We start from the raw sequence: 16448 nt of genomic DNA, 5'->3' as shown, positions 1-16448 counted from the left end.
GGGAGAAACCGCAGACCGGCCGATCACCACATCACTGCGGCACATCCGCCCGGCTCCTGCCGGCCCCAACACTCTACCCGGTCAGCACCGCGATCTCAAACCAGCCGATCGCACCACCCGGAACCAGCCTCACGTTGAGCAAAACCCAACACGAACCCGGAAAGTTCCCACAGCTCCGGCCTCCGGCATTTCTACCGTCTCGTCCGTTCCCCTGCGGGCAGAGAGAAAGTTACGCGGCTCGTCGACAGGAAGCAAATCAGCGCCCATCACTGTCGACCCGACCTCACCGTCGTACCAGTACACAACCGTCCCGACCCGCCGAGCATTCCGCATCCGGTACCCGACTCGGTTCCTTTTCCCCCGAGGGAGCAGGTCATCGGCGTTGTCAGCTGGACCCCGGCGCTGCGCGACCGCCGTACGTCATCGGTGTGCACAACCAGCGGCCCCGCACAGTCATTCCCGTAGGTCGCGACACGGCGCCGCGGCCTGCCGGCTCTCGGTGCGCGGGGGAACCATCGGCGACGGGGCCGGGCTCGCCACGAAGGGCGGGCGGAGACGCTCCGGGTGGCAGTCGTGCCGCGACCCGCACCTGAAACGCATCGAAAGCCGAGCGCCACGCGAGGAGGCGGTCCGGTAGCCTTGCCTGCGCGGGCTGCTAGCTCAATTGGCAGAGCAGCGGACTTTTAATCCGCGGGTTCAGGGTTCGAGTCCCTGGCGGCCCACCAGCACCAACGCCGCGGGGCGGTCATCCTCTGACCGCCCCGGACACCCACCTCTCGACCCCCACTGTCGTCAGCGTCGTGACCCCACGCCCCGCCACCCGGGGGGCTCCGGGACACGGCAGTGCGGCGGGGCCGCCGTCGCGGCCCGCCCAGTTGACAGCGGTGACCCCGAAACGGTCGAGCACGAAACCGAATCCGGTCGCTCGCCGCGTCGGCGCCCTCTCGGCCTGTGTACAGGCCAGGCGGAGCACGACGGACCTCACCGGGTCGCAGCAGAGGCAGTCACGGGACGCGCCGGTGAGGCGTCCGATCGTCCATGAGATCCGCCTGCGCGTTTCGTCCCGGCCGTCGGAGCGGCGGACGGTCCGACGCCGCCGCGCGTTCCGATCAGGGCAGTTGCGCCTCCAGGACGCCGCCGACCACGCGACTGCGCAGCACCTGCTGATCGGTCGCCGCCGGTCCGGCCGCTACCGTGCCGTCGGCAAGCCGGAAGGCGCTGCCGTGCCACGGGCAGACGACGCAGGCGTGTCCGTTCGAGCTGACGATCGTGCCGTGATCGAGCGGGCCGTTCTGGTGGGCGCAGCGGGCGAGCATCACGGTGACGTGGTCGCTGTCGCGGTAGACCAGCACGGGCACCTCGTCGACCTGCTTGGCGACCAGGGTCGACTCGGGAAGTGAGGCCAGATCCGCGACCGGGTGCCAGCCCTCGGTGATCCGGTGCAGTGACGGGGTCGACTGGTTGACGCCGGCCCCCTGCTTGTAGGCGAGGTGTCCACCGAGGTAGGCCCCACCGGAGGCGGCCGCGAGGCCGAGATAGGCCAGCGCACGTCCGCTGCCGTGCCGACCGGTCAGCCGCGCGGCGAGCGAGCCGGTGTAGAGCGCCAGACCGACAGTGTTCGATATCGCGTGGACCAGACCGACGCGGCGCTGCTCACGGGAGAGCGAGGCCCAGTCGTTGGCCCCGGTGATGGCGGCTGGAAGGGCGGCAGCCGTGCCGGTGGCGACCAGTACGGTCGCGGCCCGCCGCTGACCGGGCATCAGGTCCAGCACGGCGGCGCTCAGCCACGCCCCGACCGGCACCTGCACCAGCGCCGGGTGCAGCGGATGGCCGAGCCACACCCCGTGCAGCACATCTCTGACCCGTTTCGGCCCGAACGACCGGTCGATGGCGCGCTGCAGTCGGTCGCTCACCCTGTCCAGCCCCGACGCCTGCTCCAGCCTCGTCAACACTCTCCGCACAGCGCGCTGTATTCCCCGCGTCGACCCCCACAAACGGGTCAAATCTGGGCGGTAGCGCCGGTATCGAGGCATGGGCCGCAGGCTCAGGGGTAGATACCCGCCATGCGCATCGCGATCACCGGAGCCACCGGCAACGTCGGGACCGCCCTGCTGCGCCGCCTCGCTACCGAACCCGACATCGAGGTGCTCGGCACCGCCCGCCGAACCCCGCTGCCCGGCGTCGGCGCCCCGTACGACGGGGTGGAATGGCACGCCGTGGACATCGCGGAGCCGGCGAGCGTCGACGAGTTGACGAACTGGCTCACCGGGGTCGACGCGGTGGTACACCTCGCGTGGCAGATCCAGCCGAGCCACGACCGCGAGCGGCTGCGCCGGACGAACGTCACGGGGACGCGGCACGTGCTCGAGGCGATGCGGCGCAGCGGCATCTCCACAATGGTCTACGCCTCGTCGGTCGGCGCCTACGCCCCCGGCCCCAAGAACCGCCACATCAACGAAAACTGGCCGGTGACCGGAGTGCCCCGCTCCGACTACAGCGTGGACAAGGCGGCCGTCGAGGCGGTGCTGGACGGAGTGGAGCGGGAGAACCCGCAGCTCCGGGTGGTGCGGATGCGGATGGCCCTGGTCTTCCAGCGGGACGCGGGAGCCGAGCTCACCCGCTACTTCCTCGGTCCGCTGGCGCCGGTCTCGCTGCTGCGCCGCCGGCGCGTGCCCGTCGTACCCGCCAACCGGCGGCTCCGCGTGCAGGCCGTGCATGCCGATGACGTCGCGGAGGCGTACCTCCAGGCTCTGCGCGGTGATGTGGTCGGGCCCTTCAACATCGCCGCGGAGCCGGTGCTCGACGGACCGATGCTCGCCGCCGAGCTGCGGGGCCGCGCGGTTCCGGTGCCGCTGCCGGTGCTGCGGGCGCTGGCCGCGGGGGCCTGGTGGGCACGGTTGCAACCCACCGAACCCGGCTGGCTCGACCTGGCCGCGGCGGCTCCCCTCATGGACTGCTCACGCGCCCACCACGAGCTCGGCTGGCAGCCGCGGCGCGACGCGCGGCAGGCGCTGCGCGAGCTGATCACGGGGATGGCCGCCGGAGCGGGTACGGCGAGCCCGTCCATGCGCGTCGCGCCCGGGACCGTGCGACGCCTCATCGACCGGCTACCCGGCCACGGCAACCCTGCCTGACCTGCGCGGTTCGGTTTCCCCTGCGACGGGTACGAATGCGCTACGCTGCCGGCTCTGGCCGCTTTCGTCGATAAGTCGCCGTCGCCGACCTGGAGGCACTCGAATGGCTAGCGCCATCGCACGCTCCGAGCCCCGACGATCGCACCGGTTGACCATGACCGCCCCGACGCAGGTCCCGAGCACCCGGGTGACACTGGCCCATGGCGAGCGCTGACCCTTCGACGGCAACCGGCACGACCGCGCGGTCGGCCGGGCACTCCAGTCCGCCCAGCAACCTTGACCAGCGCTTCGGCCGGCAGGACATCTACGCCCTACGCTCCGCCGTGGCGGCACACGCCACCCGGCTCGGAGCCGGCACGACGCTCGCCGAAGACCTCGTGCTGATCGCGCATGAACTCGCCAGCAACGTCATCCGGCACGGCGGAGGTACGGGCCGACTCCGGCTGTGGCAGTACGACGGAGTGTTCTATTGCGAGGTGAGCGACGCCGGATCCGGCTTTGCCGATCCGGACGGCGCGGGGCGGCAGCGGCCCCCACAGGGGGCGCCGGGCGGCCGAGGGCTCTGGATCGTTCGCCAACTGTCCGACCACGTCGATCTGCGGTCCGGGCCCGGCGGGACGGTGGTCACCGTTTCACTCGCCCTCGATCGGTCTACCTAGACCGTTCGATCCATCGCGGTTTCGTGCCCCGGTCGCCGGACGCGGTCGGCTCTCTCCCAGCGCGGGGGGTGCGGGGGTGAGCGGAAGCCGGCATCCTATGGCGATGGGCGTACGGGTGGTCAAGAACGGGCCGGTCAGCACGGTCATCCTGTCCCGGCCCGATACACGCAACGCCGTTGACGGGCCTACCGCTCGGGCCCTGGCCGACGCGTTCCACAGCTTCGAAGCCGACCGGGACGCGGCGGTCGCCGTCCTCTGGGGCGAGGGGGGCACGTTCTGCTCGGGGGCGGATCTCAAGGCGATCGGCACCCCGAGCGGCAACCGCGTAGAGCCCGAGGGGGACGGCCCGATGGGGCCCACCCGGATGCGACTCGGCAAGCCGGTCATCGCCGCGATCTCCGGGTACGCCGTGGCCGGCGGCCTGGAACTCGCGCTCTGGTGTGACCTACGGGTGGCCGAATCCGACGCGGTGCTCGGCGTCTTCTGCCGCCGGTGGGGGGTGCCGCTGATCGACGGTGGCACGCTGCGGCTCCCCCGACTCATCGGGGAGAGCCGCGCGATGGATCTCATCCTGACCGGACGGCCGGTGCCGGCGCTGGAGGCGTACGAGATGGGGTTGGTGAACCGGCTCGTCGCCCCGGGTGAGTCGCGCGCCGCGGCCGAGGAACTCGCCGCGCAGCTCGCCCGTTTCCCGCAGGCGTGCATGCGCAACGACCGGCTCGCGCTGCTGCACGGAGCCGGCGAACCGGAGTCCGAGGCGATGCGGATCGAGCTCGCGTACGGAATGCAGTCGCTGGCCGCCGACGCGAAGGACGGCGCGGCGCGCTTCGCGGCGGGAGCCGGCCGACACGGCGGTGTGCCGGGGGCTGCCCCGCACCCTCGCTGACGGGGCACGGGGCAGCCGTCCGACGTCACGCGGCGTAGACCTCGAACTCCGAGACCTGGGCGGCCGGCCAGCCGGTGTTGGCGGTGAAGGTCAGCCGCAGATAGCGACGGCTGGTGGCCGGGAACGTGATGGTCGCGGTGTTGCCCGACGCCGGGTTGAACGTGTAGCCCGCCGACCCGACCACCGTCGAATAGCCCGAGCCGTCCGTCGAACCGAGCACCGACAACGTCTGGGTACGGGTCTGCCAGGCCGCTGCCGGCGGCACCTTCAACACCAGCCGCGACACCGACCGCGCCGAACCCAGATCCACCGTCAACGACTGCGGAAACGCGTTGTTCGCACTCTCCCAGTACGAGCTGGCGTTGCCGTCCACCGCGTTCGCCGCCGCGTAGACATCCTGGTGGCTCGTCTCGGCGACCGGGCGTCCCCGCGCCAGGTTGCCGTTCGTCGGCGGATTGGTGGGCGGGTTCGTCGGGGGTGTGGTCGGAGGTGTGGTCGGCGGGTTGCTCGGTCCGCCGCCCCACACGGGCGCGGGCCACGGCCCGCAATAGGGCGTGGCGGTGTACCAACCGGAGTTCCCGGCACCCTGCGTGATCTCGAAGCCGCTGCCCACGCAGTTGTGGATCGGGTTGCTCTGCGCGATGTTCCTCGCCCGGACGTTGGTGAACGAGGCCGCCCCCGGCGACTGGATCTGCAGCGCGTACGTCCCCGCGCCGTCGATGTTGACGTTGTTGAAGTTGACGCCCCTGGTGGTCCCCTCGATGAAGTGGATCGCGGCATAGGAACTGTCGAGGATGTCGGTGTCGGTGACGTTGATGGCCGCCCCGGTCATCGGCTCGTTGAGCGCGTTGAACCAGATCGCCCCGACCCCGAACTGCCAGTTGAAGTCGGAGTTGCCGGCGCGGATCAGGGTGTTGCGGGCGAGTGTGAACGTGCCGGAGACGGCGGTGCCGTTACCGGAGTTGACGCCGGGGTAGCGGTTGCCGACGTGGATTCCGCCCCCGTTGGTGACGGTGTCGGCGACCACGTTGTCGGTGACCTTGATGTCCCGGCCGCCGTAGATGGCGATGTTGTTGGCCAGCAGCGTCACGCCCACCGTGTTGAACCTGAAGGTGTTGTTGACGTTGGGCACGTTCTCCGCCCACATGGCGAGGCCGTCGTCGCCCATGTTGCGCACGAACGTGTTCTCCACGGTCGAGTTTGTGACGCCGTAGTGGAAGTTCACCCCGTCCGCGGTCTGGTCGAGGATCCGGCTGTTGCGGATCGTGAAGTTGGTCATCGGGCCGTCCATCCAGGCCCCGACCTTGTTGTGCTGCATCCAGACGTTCGACACCAGCGAGTTGCTCATCGCGCCGCCGATGGCGTTGACCTGGTCGTTGTCGTTGCGTTCCATCACCTCGCCGAGGATCGCGAAGTCCTGCAGGACCACGTTCTGACTCGGACCGCCCTGGTTGACGTACTTGCCGTAGACCCCGACCCGGTTGCCGGCGAGCTCGCTGTACCAGGGGCCGGCGCCGCGCAGGGTGACCCGGTCCACGATGACGTGGCCGGTGACCTTGAAGCGGCCCTGCGGGATCCAGACCTCGCGGCCCTGGCTGGCGCCGGCGTTGACCGCCGCCTGGATCGCCGCGGTCGAGTCCGCCGCCCCGCTCGGGTCGGCGCCGTGGCTCAGCACCGAGATCGAGTTGGCCGGTTGGGCGATCGGGGCGGCGACCAGCTCGAAGTCGGCGAGGTCGATGGTGAAGGTCGGCGAGATCGCGGTCGACGACACCTGTACCCGCACCTTGGCGCCGGCCGACAGCGTCGAGCCGAACATGGTCCGCACCTCGTCGTAGAAGTGGTGCGGGTTGGCGCCGCCGGGGGTGTTGTTGAACGGATAGCCGCCGTAGTACCAGCCGTACCTCGAGGTGAGGCTGAGGTCCTTCAGCTTGCTGCCGTTGACGCGCAGGTCGATGGGGGCGGTGATGCCGGTGCCGGCGGCGTTGTCCGGCAGGCTGTAGCGCAGCACCATGGCGTTCGCCGGGGCGGTCAGGGTGAACTCGACGAACTCACCGACCGCGTCGAGGGTGACCGCGCGGCGGCCGGACGCCTCGGAGGGCAGGGTGCCGTAGATCCGGTTCGGGCCGATGACGGTGCCGTTCGTGGCCACATCCTCGGCTTCCTGCTCCAGGAAGGGGACGGTCGCGCCGCGTCCCGGGATCCCGACCGGGGAGAGCGCCGCGTTCGCCGGCGGCGCCGCGGACCAGGAGAGAACGGTGATCGCGGAGGCGGTGACGGCGGCGACGGCGAGCGCGGCGAGGACGGCCACGCGGGGGCGTGCGGTTCGGAGATGGGTACGGGCGGGAGCGGTGCCGGGCGCGGGGGCGCCGGCGGTGGTGTCGGCCATGAGCGGTGCTCTCCCTTTCGTCAGGTTGGCCAGGTCCCCCGTGCGGTTCTGTGGATCGCTACCTCCGTTCGGCTGGTTGGATGTGCAGCCAGACGGCGGTGTCGGGCGGCAACAGCTCGCCGTCGAGCGGCCCGCTGGACAGCAGACGGGTGTCGTACGCCGGCAGCGGCACGGAGCGGTCGGAGAGGTTGACGACGCAGGCGACGACCGCGCCCGTGGTCTCGGGGTCGCGGGCGAAGGCGAGCACGCGGTCCCCCGCGGGGAGCCAGCGCAGCCCGCCGTCGCCGAGCGCCGGTTCGCTGTGCCGGATGCGCAGTGCCGACCGGTAGAGCTCCAGCATCGAGTGCGGGTCGCCGCGCTGCGCCTGCACCGTGCGGTCCTTCCAGTCCGCCGGCTGCGGCAGCCACGGGGTGGCGGTGGCGCCGGGCGGACTGAACCCGAAGGGCGGCTCCACGCCGGACCAGGGCAGCGGCACCCGGCACCCGTCCCGGCCCGGATCGACGTGGCCGGAGCGGTGCCACATCGGGTCCTGGCGCAGCTCGTACGGGATGTCCTCGACCTCCCAGAGACCGAGCTCCTCGCCCTGGTAGACGTAGGCCGATCCGGGCAACGCCAGGCAGAGCAGCGCGGCGGCGCGGGCACGCGCGCCCCCCAGTTCGAGATCGGTCGGCACCCCCTCGCGCTTGTCCGCGAAACTGAACGAGCTCTCCTCGCGCCCGTAGCGGGTGACCGGCCGGGTGACGTCGTGGTTGGAGAGGACCCAGGTGGCCGGGGCGCCGACGAGCGCGTGTGCCCGTACGGTCTCGTCGATCACCTGACGCAATCGCGCCGGCTCCCACGGGCAGCAGAGGAAGTCGAAGTTGAAGGCCGTGTGCAGCTCGTCGGGGCGCAGGTAGTTGGCGAAGCGCCGCTGGTCGGGGAGCCACACCTCACCGATCAGGATCCGCTCCCCCGGATAGCCGTCGGCGATCCGCCGCCAGCTCCGGTAGATCTCGTGCACGCCGTCCAGATCCGTGTACGGATTGCGCGCCGCCGCCTCGACGTCGGCCAGGAGCGGGTCCTTGATCAGCAGTGCGGCCGAGTCGATGCGGATTCCGTCCACGCCACGGTCGAGCCAGAAGCGCAGGATCTCCTCGAACTCCGCCCGAACCCGCGGATGGTCCCAGTTGAAGTCGGGTTGCTCGGGCGCGAACAGGTGGAGGTACCAGTCGCCGGGGGTGCCGTCCGGGTTGCTGGTCCTGGTCCAGGTCGGGCCGCCGAAGTTGGAGACCCAGTCGGTGGGCGGAAGGTCTCCGCCGGGGCCACGGCCGGGGCGGAACCAGAAGAGATCACGCTCCGGCCCACCGGCCAGCGCCGCTCGGAACCACGGGTGCGCCGCGGAACAGTGGTTGGGTACGACGTCGATGATGACGCGGATGCCGAGCGCGTGCGCCTGCGCTATCAACTCCTCCGCCTCGGCGAGGGTGCCGAAGACCGGGTCGATGTCCCGGTAGTCGGCGACGTCGTAGCCGGCGTCGGCCATCGGCGACGGATACCAGGGGCTGAACCACACCGCGTCGACGCCGAGCCCGGCGAGGTGGTCCAGCTTGGCCCGTACGCCGGCGAGGTCGCCGATGCCGTCGCCGTTGCCGTCCGCGAAGCTGCGCGGGTAGACCTGGTAGATCACCGCATCCCGCCACCACGGGCGGCTGTCTGCTGTGGACACGGGCACCTGCTTTCTGGTCGGTTACGGCGTCAGCCCTTCATGCCGCCGGCGGAGAGACCGCCGATGATGCTGCGCTGGAAGATCAGGAAGATGACGATCATCGGGAGGCCGGCGATGACCAGGCCGGCCATCATCTCGGTCGGCGGCACCTGGCTCGTGTTCGACAACCGGCTCAGCGCGACGCTGAGGGTCTGCGCCTCGGGCTCCGGCAGGACGAGGAGCGGCCAGAGGAAGTCCTTCCAGATGCCGATGATCGCGAAGATCGAGACGACGCCGAGGACCGGCCGGGAGAGCGGCAGCACGATGCTCCACAGCATGCGCAGCCGCCCGGCGCCGTCGAGGCTCGCCGAATCGAGCAGGTCGTCGGGGATCTGGTCGAAGAACCGCTTCAGCACATAGATGTTGAACGCGTTGGCCGCGGCCGGCAGCCAGAGCGCCCATGGGGTGTTGAGCAGGTTCACCCCGACGATCGGCACGTTGCTCACGGTCAGGTAGGCGGGAACCAGCAGCGCCGCCGCCGGCAGCATCAGGCTGGCGAGCATCAGACCGAGCACGAGTCGTCCGAGCAACGGACGGAGCTTGGAGAGCGCGTACGCGACGGCGACGTCCACGACGAGCTGGATGAGCCAGCCGCCGAGCGCGTAGAAGACGGTGTTGGTGAAGTAGCGGGCGATGCGCATCTCGGTCCACGCCTGGGCGTACGTCTCCGGCTCGAAGCTCCGCGGCACGAAGGTCGGCGGCGTGAGCGCGAACTCGGACGGCGTCTTCACCGCGCCGGTGACCATCCAGTAGAGCGGGAAGAGGAAGACCAGCGCGAAGAGGAGCGTCACCAGCGTGAGCGTCGCGACGTAGAGCAAACGCCCCCGACCCCGGTTCAGCTCGGCGTCGGAGATCAACGTCCTGGTGGCGGCGCTGCGGCCGGCCGCCCGGCGGCGGAGCCCGGCGCGGGCGACGCTCGGCACCGGCGGTCGGGGCGGGGCGGTGATAGCCATGATCGTCTCCTTGCGCCGTCAGTCGGGGGTGCGGGTCAGCCGCAGGTACAGCGCGGAGAAGGCCCCCAGCACGACGAAGAGCAGCACGCTCATCGCCGCGGCGAGCCCGAAGTCGTGATTGACGGTGAAGGCGTACCGGTAGACCAGCACCATCACCGTGACGGTGTCCGGGTTGGTGGTGCCGGTGAGCTGGTACGGCTCGATGAAGACCTGCATGGTCGAGATGACCTGCAGCAGCAACAGGACCAGCATGACGAAGCGGAGCTGCGGGACGGTGACGTGGCGCAGCCGCTGCCACACGGTCGCGCCGTCGAGCTCGGCCGCCTCGTAGAGCTCGCCGGGGATCCCCTGCAGCGCGGCCAGATACATCAGCGTCGCGCCGCCCAGGTTGGCCCAGGTCGAGACGAGCACCAACGAGATCATCGCCGTCGAGGAGGACTGGGTCCACTGCGACTCGGGCAGGTGCGCCCCGCGCAGCACGGTGTTGAACAGGCCGTTGCCGGGGTCGTAGAAGTATTTCCAGAGCAGCACCACCACGATCGGCGGCAGCATCACCGGCAGGTAGACCGCCATCCGGAAGAAACCCGCGAAGTGCCGCAGCTCGTTGAGGAGGATCGCGAGTCCGAGCGGCACGAGGTAGCCGAAGACCAGCGCGAGCCCGGTGAACAGGATGGTGTTGCGCCAGGCGGTCCAGAAGAGCGGGTCGTCGAAGAGCGCCCGGAAGTTGTCCAGCCCCACCCAGTACGGATCCGTGACGAAGTTGACCTGCTGGAAGCTGAGCAGGACGCCGCGCACCAGCGGATACCACGAGAAGAGCGCGAAGCAGACGATGCCGGCCGCCATGAAGGCGTACGCCAGGAGGTTGTCCTGGATCTTCCGGCGTAGCCGGGCGCGGCGCGCGTCGCGGAGCCCGGGCGTGAGGACGGTCATCGAGGCCTTCCTTGCGCGGCAGGGGTGAGGCGGGGGCGCCGCGGCCGGCGGCCCCCGCCGGCTACTTCACGGTGGACAGGATGTTGTTGACCTGCTTTTCCGCGTCCGCCAGCAACTGGTCCACGTTGGCGTTCCGATCAGTCAGCACCTTCTGCATCGCCACGTCCAGCGCGGCGTAGACCGGCTGCGCGTTCGGCGGTTCGAGCTTGACCGGGACGTTGTTCATCGCGCTGACGAACGGCGCGTAGTTCGCCTGCGGCACGTTGGCGTACTGCTTGTCGGCCGCGGCCTGCTTCGCGGCCCCCTCGCCCGTGAAGATCTGCGGCTCCGGCAGTCCCACCGGCAGCTTGTTCTCCGCCGACCACTTGTTCTCCGCGGCGAAGCGCTCCGGGCTGGTGAACCAGAAGGTGAGCCACTTCAGCCCGGCCCGGATCTTCTCCGGGGTCGCCTTGGCGTTGAACATGTAGCCCTCACCGCCGCCGAGGGTGCCCCTGCCGTCCGGGATGGGGGCGAGGCCGTAGTCGGCGAAGCTCCCCTTGTACTGGTTGACGATGGTCGGGATGTTGTCGGCGGTGGCCACGTACATCCCGAGCTTGCCGGACCCCATCAGCTGCAGCAGGTCGGCCCAGTCCAGCAGCTGCCGGCTGCCCATGCTGTCGTCCGTCCAGCGCATCTCCTTGAGCTGCCGGAGGACCTGCCTGCCCTTGTCGTTGTTGAACGCGGCCTGCCATCTGCCGCCGGAGTTGACGGCGACATCACCGCCGACCGAGTAGAGCTCGGCGGTGAAGTGCCAGCCACCGGTGTTGTTCTTGCTGTAGTCGCCGTACCCGACGTGCCCGTCGCCGAGCGCCGCGATCTTCTGCGCGGCCGTGCGTACCTCGGCCCAGGTGCGCGGCGGGGCGTCCGGATCGAGACCGGCCTTGGTGAAGAGGGCGCGGTTGTAGAGCAGGCCCATGGAGTAGTTCTTGTACGGCAGTCCGTAGACCTTGCCGTCCGGTCCGGAGAAGACCTTCATCAGCTCCGGCTTCACCTGCTTTGTCGCGGGGAAGTCGGCGAGGTACGTCGAGATGTCGGCGACCTGGCGTTTGGCGATGAGGTTGGCCGGGTCGGTGAAGTAGACGTAGAAAACGTCTTCCAGTTGGCCACCGGCGAGCTTGGCGGCGAAGGTCTGCGGGTCCATCTTTCCCTCGCGGGCGTCGATGGTGATGTCCGGGTTCTGCCGCTGAAACTCGGCGACGTTGTCGAGGAAACGCTGGTGGTTGGCGGATTCGGTGGCCGGGGGCAGACCGTTCACGGTGATGGTGACCTTGCCGTCGGCCGCCGGCTTCTCGTCGTTCCCGGAGCAGGCCGCGGCGGAGAGTCCGACGCCGGCGGCGAGCAGCACCGCGACGGCGCCGCGCAGGGTGGATCTGGGCATGGCAACACCCTTCGGGAGATGGGGTGTGACGTGGCTCGTAGCTGCCGTGTTTCGTGGCGATGACGATACAAAGACGCATCGATGACCGCAATAACTCGACTGAGATGAGAAAATTTGCGACTACGGGCGAGGCGGACAGAGCAGAGGGCGGACCGTCCCGGTCCGCCCTCGCGTTTTCTGCATTGACGCTGGTCAGCGCCGAGGTGCCGGCGCGGTCGAGCCGCGCACCACCAACTCCGGCTCGAAGAGAAGCTCGTCGGGCGTCACGCCCGCACCCTCGATCTGCGTCACCAGCAGATCCACCGCCGCCTGCCCCATGGTCTCGATCGGCTGGCGCACCGTCGTGAGCGGCGGGTCGGTGCAGGTCATGATCGCCGAGTCGTCGAAACCCACCACCGAGACGTCCTGGGGGACACGCCGACCGAGCCGACGGGCCGACCGGATGGTCCCCAGCGCGAGCACGTCGCTGGCGCAGATGATGCCGGTCACGCCGCGCTCGATCAGCTTGGCGGCGGCGACCCGCGCCCCCTCCATCGAGAAGCTGGACCGTTGGACACAGGCCGCCTGGTCGTCCCGGTCCGACCAGCCGGCCACCTGCGTCATGGCCGCGAGCTTGCGCCGGGACGGGACATGGTCGGCCGGGCCGAGCACCATGCCGATCCGCTCGTGCCCCAGCGACCGCAGATGCCCGTACGCCTGCTCGACCGCCACCGCGTCATCCGTCGACACCCGCGGAAAGCCCAACTCGTCAACACCGGCGTTGACCAGCACGACCGGCAGTCCACGCTCGGTGAGACGGCGGTAGTGGTCGTGTTTCGCGTCGGCGAGCGCGTAGGAACCACCCGCGAAGATGACCCCGGAGACCTGGTGATCCAGAAGCATCTCCACGTAGTCCATCTCGGACACGCCGCCGATGGTCCGCGCGCAGAGCGCCGGGGTGAAGCCGCGCTGCGCGAGCGAGCCGGTCACCACCTCGGCCAGCGCCGGGAAGATCGGGTTCTGCAGCTCCGGCAGCACCAGCCCGACCAACCGTGCCCGCTCGCCGCGCAGCTTGGTCGGGCGCTCGTAACCGAGCACGTCGAGGGCGGTGAGAACGGCGGTCCGGGTCGCCTCGGAGACACCCTCACGGCCATTGAGGACCCGGCTCACCGTCGCCTCGCTGACGCCGGCCTTGCGGGCAACCTCGGTGAGTCGTCTCGTCACGCCGCAATCGTACGTCAAAAACGTGCAAGAAATTTACAACCGTATGACGTACGACGTCACTTGAGCGTACGGAGCGCGTCCTCGATTCCACGGTGGAACGTCGGGTACGCGTAGATCATGTGCCGCAGCTTCTCGAGCGGCACCTCGCCGTGCACCGCCACCACCAACGCGCCCAGCACCTCGCCTCCGGCCGGCCCGGCCGAGGTCGCCCCCACCAGCACCCCCCGGTCGGCGTCGGCCACCAACTTGACGAACACGTCGTCGCCCGCCTGGTGGATCCAGCCGCGCGCACCCGTCTCCGCGTACCCGACCTGAACCCGGATCCCCTGGTCACGGGCCTGCCGCTCGGAGAGCCCGACCGCACCGATCTCCGGATCGGTGAACGTCACCCGCGGTAGGGCGCGGTAGTCCGCGCCCGGCCCCTCCTGCCCGAGGATGTCGCGCACGACGATGCCCGCCTGGTACATCGCGACGTGCGTGAACGCCCCCTGCCCGGTCACATCGCCGACGGCCCAGATGCGGTCGCCCGCGCGGAGCCGTTCGTCCACCGCGACGGCGCGTGCGGCCGGGTCCAGCCCCACCGTCTCCAGCCCCAGGTCCGCCAGTCGCGGACGGCGTCCGGTCGCCACCAGGAGCCGCTCTCCGGCCACCGACCCGCCCCCGGCGAGCCGCACCGTGAACCCCCCGCCGTCGTGTTCGACGCGCTCCGCCGACGCCCCGGTGCGCACGTCGATCCCGTCCGCCCGCAGTGCCCGCTCGACCGCCCTCGACGACTCCGGCTCCTCCGCCGAGAGCAGCCGGTCGACCGCCTCGACCACGGTGACCCGAGCGCCGAACCGGGCGTACACCTGCGCCAACTCCAGCCCGATCGCCCCGCCGCCGAGGACCACCAGCGACTCCGGCACGGCCTCCGCCTCGATCGCCTCCCGGTTGGTCCAGTACGGCGTGCCGGCGAGCCCGTCGATCGGCGGGATCGCGGCCGAGGTGCCGGTGGCCAGCACGATCCCCCGCCGAGCCTGGAAGTCCTGTTGACCGACACGGACCCGACCCGGGCCGGCGATGATCGCGGAGCCCCGGACGAAGCGCGCACCCTTGCCGGTGAGCCGCTCCACGGCGACCTTGTCGTTCCACGTGTCGGTGGCCTCGTCCCGGATCCGCCTGCCGACCGGCGTCCAGTCCGGCTGCACCTGCGCCCGCCCGGCCAGCCCGTTCACCCGGCGCGCCTCGGCGAGCGCACCCGCGGCCCGGATCATCATCTTGCTCGGCACACATCCCCAGTACGGGCACTCGCCGCCGACCAGGTTCTGCTCGACGGCGACCACACTCAGCCCGGCCCCGGCGAGCTTGCCGGCGACCTCCTCGCCACCGACACCCAGCCCGACGACGACCACATCGACCTGTTCGAAGTCGCTCATCCGGCCAGCATCCCACCGGAACCGCCCGCTCGCCCGGCCTCCACGATTGCGTGGACCAGGGAGCACGTCGCGCGTTTCGTCGGCGCGCCGTGCCCGCGCTCCCTGATCACGCGGATCTTCCGCCCGACCGTACGGTGACGCCATGACACAACCCAGCGCCGGCCACGTCGACGTGCTGTTCGCCCCGGTGCGCGCCGCCTTCGACGAACTCCTCGCCAGCGGCGCCGAGTCCGGCGCCGCGCTCGCCGTCACCCACCAGGGGCGACTCGTCATCGACCTCGTGGGAGGCCGACGAGGCGGCCCGGCGGACGCAACGTGGACCGCGGACACGCTGGTCAACACGTACTCGGTGGCAAAGCCGGTCGCCGCGCTCTGCGTACTGCTGCTGCACGACCGGGGACTCCTCGGGCTGGACGACCCGATCGCCCGACACTGGCCCGAGTTCGCCGTCGCCGGCAAGGGGAAAGCGACCGTGCGGCACGCGCTCGCGCACACCGCGGGACTGCCGATCTTCCCCGTACCCAGGACCGCGGCGGACCTGGCGGACTGGGCGCTGCTCGCCGGGGACCTCGCGGCGGCGGCTCCACTGTGGGAGCCCGGCACGGCGGCGGCCGAACACGCCCTCACCTACGGGCACCTCGCCGGCGAGCTGGTCCGCCGCATCGACGGCCGGCCGATCGGCCGCTTCCTCGCCGAGGAGATCGCGGCTCCGTGGCGGCTCGACCTCGGTTTCGGGCTCTCCCCCGCCGACCAGGCGCGGGCCGCCGATCTCGAGTACGCGGATCCGGACTGGCCCACCCGGATCCTCGGCGAGCCGGGCTCGCTGCGTGCGCGGGGGCTCGGCAATCCGGCCGGCGCTCTTCAGCTCGACGTGCTCAACAGCCCGCTCTGGCGGCGCGCGGAGCTGCCCGCGGTCAACCTGCACGCCACCGCCACCGGGCTCGCCCGCCTCTATGCGGGTCTCCTCGCCGGCGGCGTCCTGGACGGCGTCCGGCTGTTCAGCGAGAACACGGTCAGCGAGTTGGCCCGGGTGCAGTACGCGGGGCCGGACCTGCTGCTGGGCAATCCGGTGCGGTGGGGCCTCGGCATGCAGATCGACGAAGACGGCAGCTGGGGCATGGGCGGGATCGGGGGCAATCTCGCGTACGCCGATCCGGCGCGGGGTTACACGCTGGCGTACGTGACGCGACGGCTGGGCGGTTTCGACCGGGTGGACGCGCTGACCGAGGCGCTGCACAGCTGCCTGTGAAGATGCGCGTGATCAGGGAGTAGCGCACGCAGCACGCCGACGACCCGCGGAAGCTGCCCCCTGATCACGCGGATCATGGGCGGGGGGACGCGGCGAGCGGTCCGGGTACCTGTACCGGGTTGCACGGACCGGTCAGCAGCGAGCGTGCGGCGACGCCCACCCGGCGCAGGGACGGCACCACGGCGCGGCGACGGAAGACGTCGTAGCCGGCCGCCGCCACCTCGTCGAGGATGCCGCCGTAAAGGTGGTACGCGGTGCGCATGCACGCCTGTGAGGCGGGTGCGAGCATGGTCACGCCGGGCGCGGCGGCCACGTAGTGGGCCTGGGCCCGGCTCACCTCGTACTCGATCAGCTCCCTGATCCGCGGGGTGGCCGCGCGGGTCCGCGACCTCCACCGCCGGCTCCACGGATCACACTCCTCCTGTGCCGGGGCCCCGGCGGTTCGCCGGCCAGGCCGTCGCGACCGTGCTTC

General features: G+C 70.7%; 13 protein-coding genes and 1 tRNA gene. 5 read left to right on the top strand and 9 right to left on the bottom strand.

The window, feature by feature from the left end:
- Nucleotides 1-649: 649 nt before the first annotated feature.
- Nucleotides 650-725: transfer RNA gene (locus AB0J06_RS25310), tRNA-Lys, on the top strand.
- Nucleotides 726-1109: 384 nt separating this feature from the next.
- Here the strand turns inward: AB0J06_RS25310 and AB0J06_RS25305 are convergent.
- Nucleotides 1110-1961, bottom strand: coding sequence for a Rieske (2Fe-2S) protein (locus tag AB0J06_RS25305; RefSeq protein WP_357432009.1), 852 nt, complete (start codon nucleotides 1959-1961; stop codon nucleotides 1110-1112).
- A 102-nt stretch (nucleotides 1962-2063) separates the two neighbouring features.
- Between AB0J06_RS25305 and AB0J06_RS25300 the strand changes: the two genes are divergently transcribed.
- The 3 genes from AB0J06_RS25300 to AB0J06_RS25290 all read left to right on the top strand — a co-directional run bounded on the left by AB0J06_RS25300 (nucleotide 2064) and on the right by AB0J06_RS25290 (nucleotide 4679).
- Nucleotides 2064-3134 carry an NAD-dependent epimerase/dehydratase family protein gene (locus AB0J06_RS25300; RefSeq protein ID WP_357432007.1) on the top strand — a complete coding sequence of 357 codons (1071 nt, stop codon included), beginning with the start codon at nucleotides 2064-2066 and terminating at the stop codon, nucleotides 3132-3134.
- 200 nt (nucleotides 3135-3334) lie between these two features.
- Complete coding sequence (locus AB0J06_RS25295; RefSeq protein WP_357432005.1) at nucleotides 3335-3793, top strand: ATP-binding protein; 459 nt, start codon at nucleotides 3335-3337, stop codon at nucleotides 3791-3793.
- 103 nt (nucleotides 3794-3896) lie between these two features.
- Nucleotides 3897-4679, top strand: coding sequence for a crotonase/enoyl-CoA hydratase family protein (locus AB0J06_RS25290; RefSeq protein WP_357432003.1), 783 nt, complete (start codon nucleotides 3897-3899; stop codon nucleotides 4677-4679).
- A gap of 25 nt (nucleotides 4680-4704) precedes the next feature.
- On the opposite strand, the gene AB0J06_RS25285 is transcribed toward AB0J06_RS25290, so the two are convergent.
- The 7 genes from AB0J06_RS25285 to AB0J06_RS25255 form a co-directional block, all read right to left on the bottom strand.
- The gene (locus tag AB0J06_RS25285) at nucleotides 4705-7065 is read right to left on the bottom strand and encodes a discoidin domain-containing protein (RefSeq protein ID WP_357432001.1); all 2361 of its coding nucleotides are present in this window, start codon (nucleotides 7063-7065) and stop codon (nucleotides 4705-4707) included.
- 58 nt (nucleotides 7066-7123) lie between these two features.
- Nucleotides 7124-8770 (bottom strand): glycoside hydrolase family 13 protein, encoded by a 1647-nt coding sequence (locus AB0J06_RS25280; RefSeq protein ID WP_357431999.1) that lies wholly within the window; start codon nucleotides 8768-8770, stop codon nucleotides 7124-7126.
- A gap of 29 nt (nucleotides 8771-8799) precedes the next feature.
- Nucleotides 8800-9762, bottom strand: coding sequence for a carbohydrate ABC transporter permease (locus AB0J06_RS25275; RefSeq protein WP_357431997.1), 963 nt, complete (start codon nucleotides 9760-9762; stop codon nucleotides 8800-8802).
- A gap of 18 nt (nucleotides 9763-9780) precedes the next feature.
- Nucleotides 9781-10692: a sugar ABC transporter permease gene (locus AB0J06_RS25270; RefSeq protein WP_357431995.1), complete on the bottom strand. Its 912-nt coding sequence runs from the start codon at nucleotides 10690-10692 to the stop codon at nucleotides 9781-9783.
- 61 nt (nucleotides 10693-10753) lie between these two features.
- Nucleotides 10754-12109, bottom strand: coding sequence for an extracellular solute-binding protein (locus AB0J06_RS25265; protein WP_357431993.1), 1356 nt, complete (start codon nucleotides 12107-12109; stop codon nucleotides 10754-10756).
- A 192-nt stretch (nucleotides 12110-12301) separates the two neighbouring features.
- Nucleotides 12302-13312 (bottom strand): LacI family DNA-binding transcriptional regulator, encoded by a 1011-nt coding sequence (locus tag AB0J06_RS25260; RefSeq protein ID WP_357431992.1) that lies wholly within the window; start codon nucleotides 13310-13312, stop codon nucleotides 12302-12304.
- 56 nt (nucleotides 13313-13368) lie between these two features.
- Nucleotides 13369-14727, bottom strand: a complete 1359-nt coding sequence (locus AB0J06_RS25255; protein WP_357431990.1) for an NAD(P)/FAD-dependent oxidoreductase — start codon at nucleotides 14725-14727, stop codon at nucleotides 13369-13371.
- Nucleotides 14728-14869: 142 nt separating this feature from the next.
- Between AB0J06_RS25255 and AB0J06_RS25250 the strand changes: the two genes are divergently transcribed.
- Nucleotides 14870-15976: a serine hydrolase domain-containing protein gene (locus AB0J06_RS25250; protein ID WP_357431988.1), complete on the top strand. Its 1107-nt coding sequence runs from the start codon at nucleotides 14870-14872 to the stop codon at nucleotides 15974-15976.
- 73 nt (nucleotides 15977-16049) lie between these two features.
- On the opposite strand, the gene AB0J06_RS25245 is transcribed toward AB0J06_RS25250, so the two are convergent.
- Nucleotides 16050-16448 (bottom strand): squalene/phytoene synthase family protein (locus AB0J06_RS25245; protein WP_357431986.1); only part of this gene is annotated, 399 nt, incomplete at its 5' end.

The organism is Micromonospora sp. NPDC049679 (assembly GCF_040659735.1).
Taxonomy (GTDB): domain Bacteria; phylum Actinomycetota; class Actinomycetes; order Mycobacteriales; family Micromonosporaceae; genus Micromonospora_I.
This window is presented reverse-complemented; position numbering and strand designations above follow the sequence as displayed.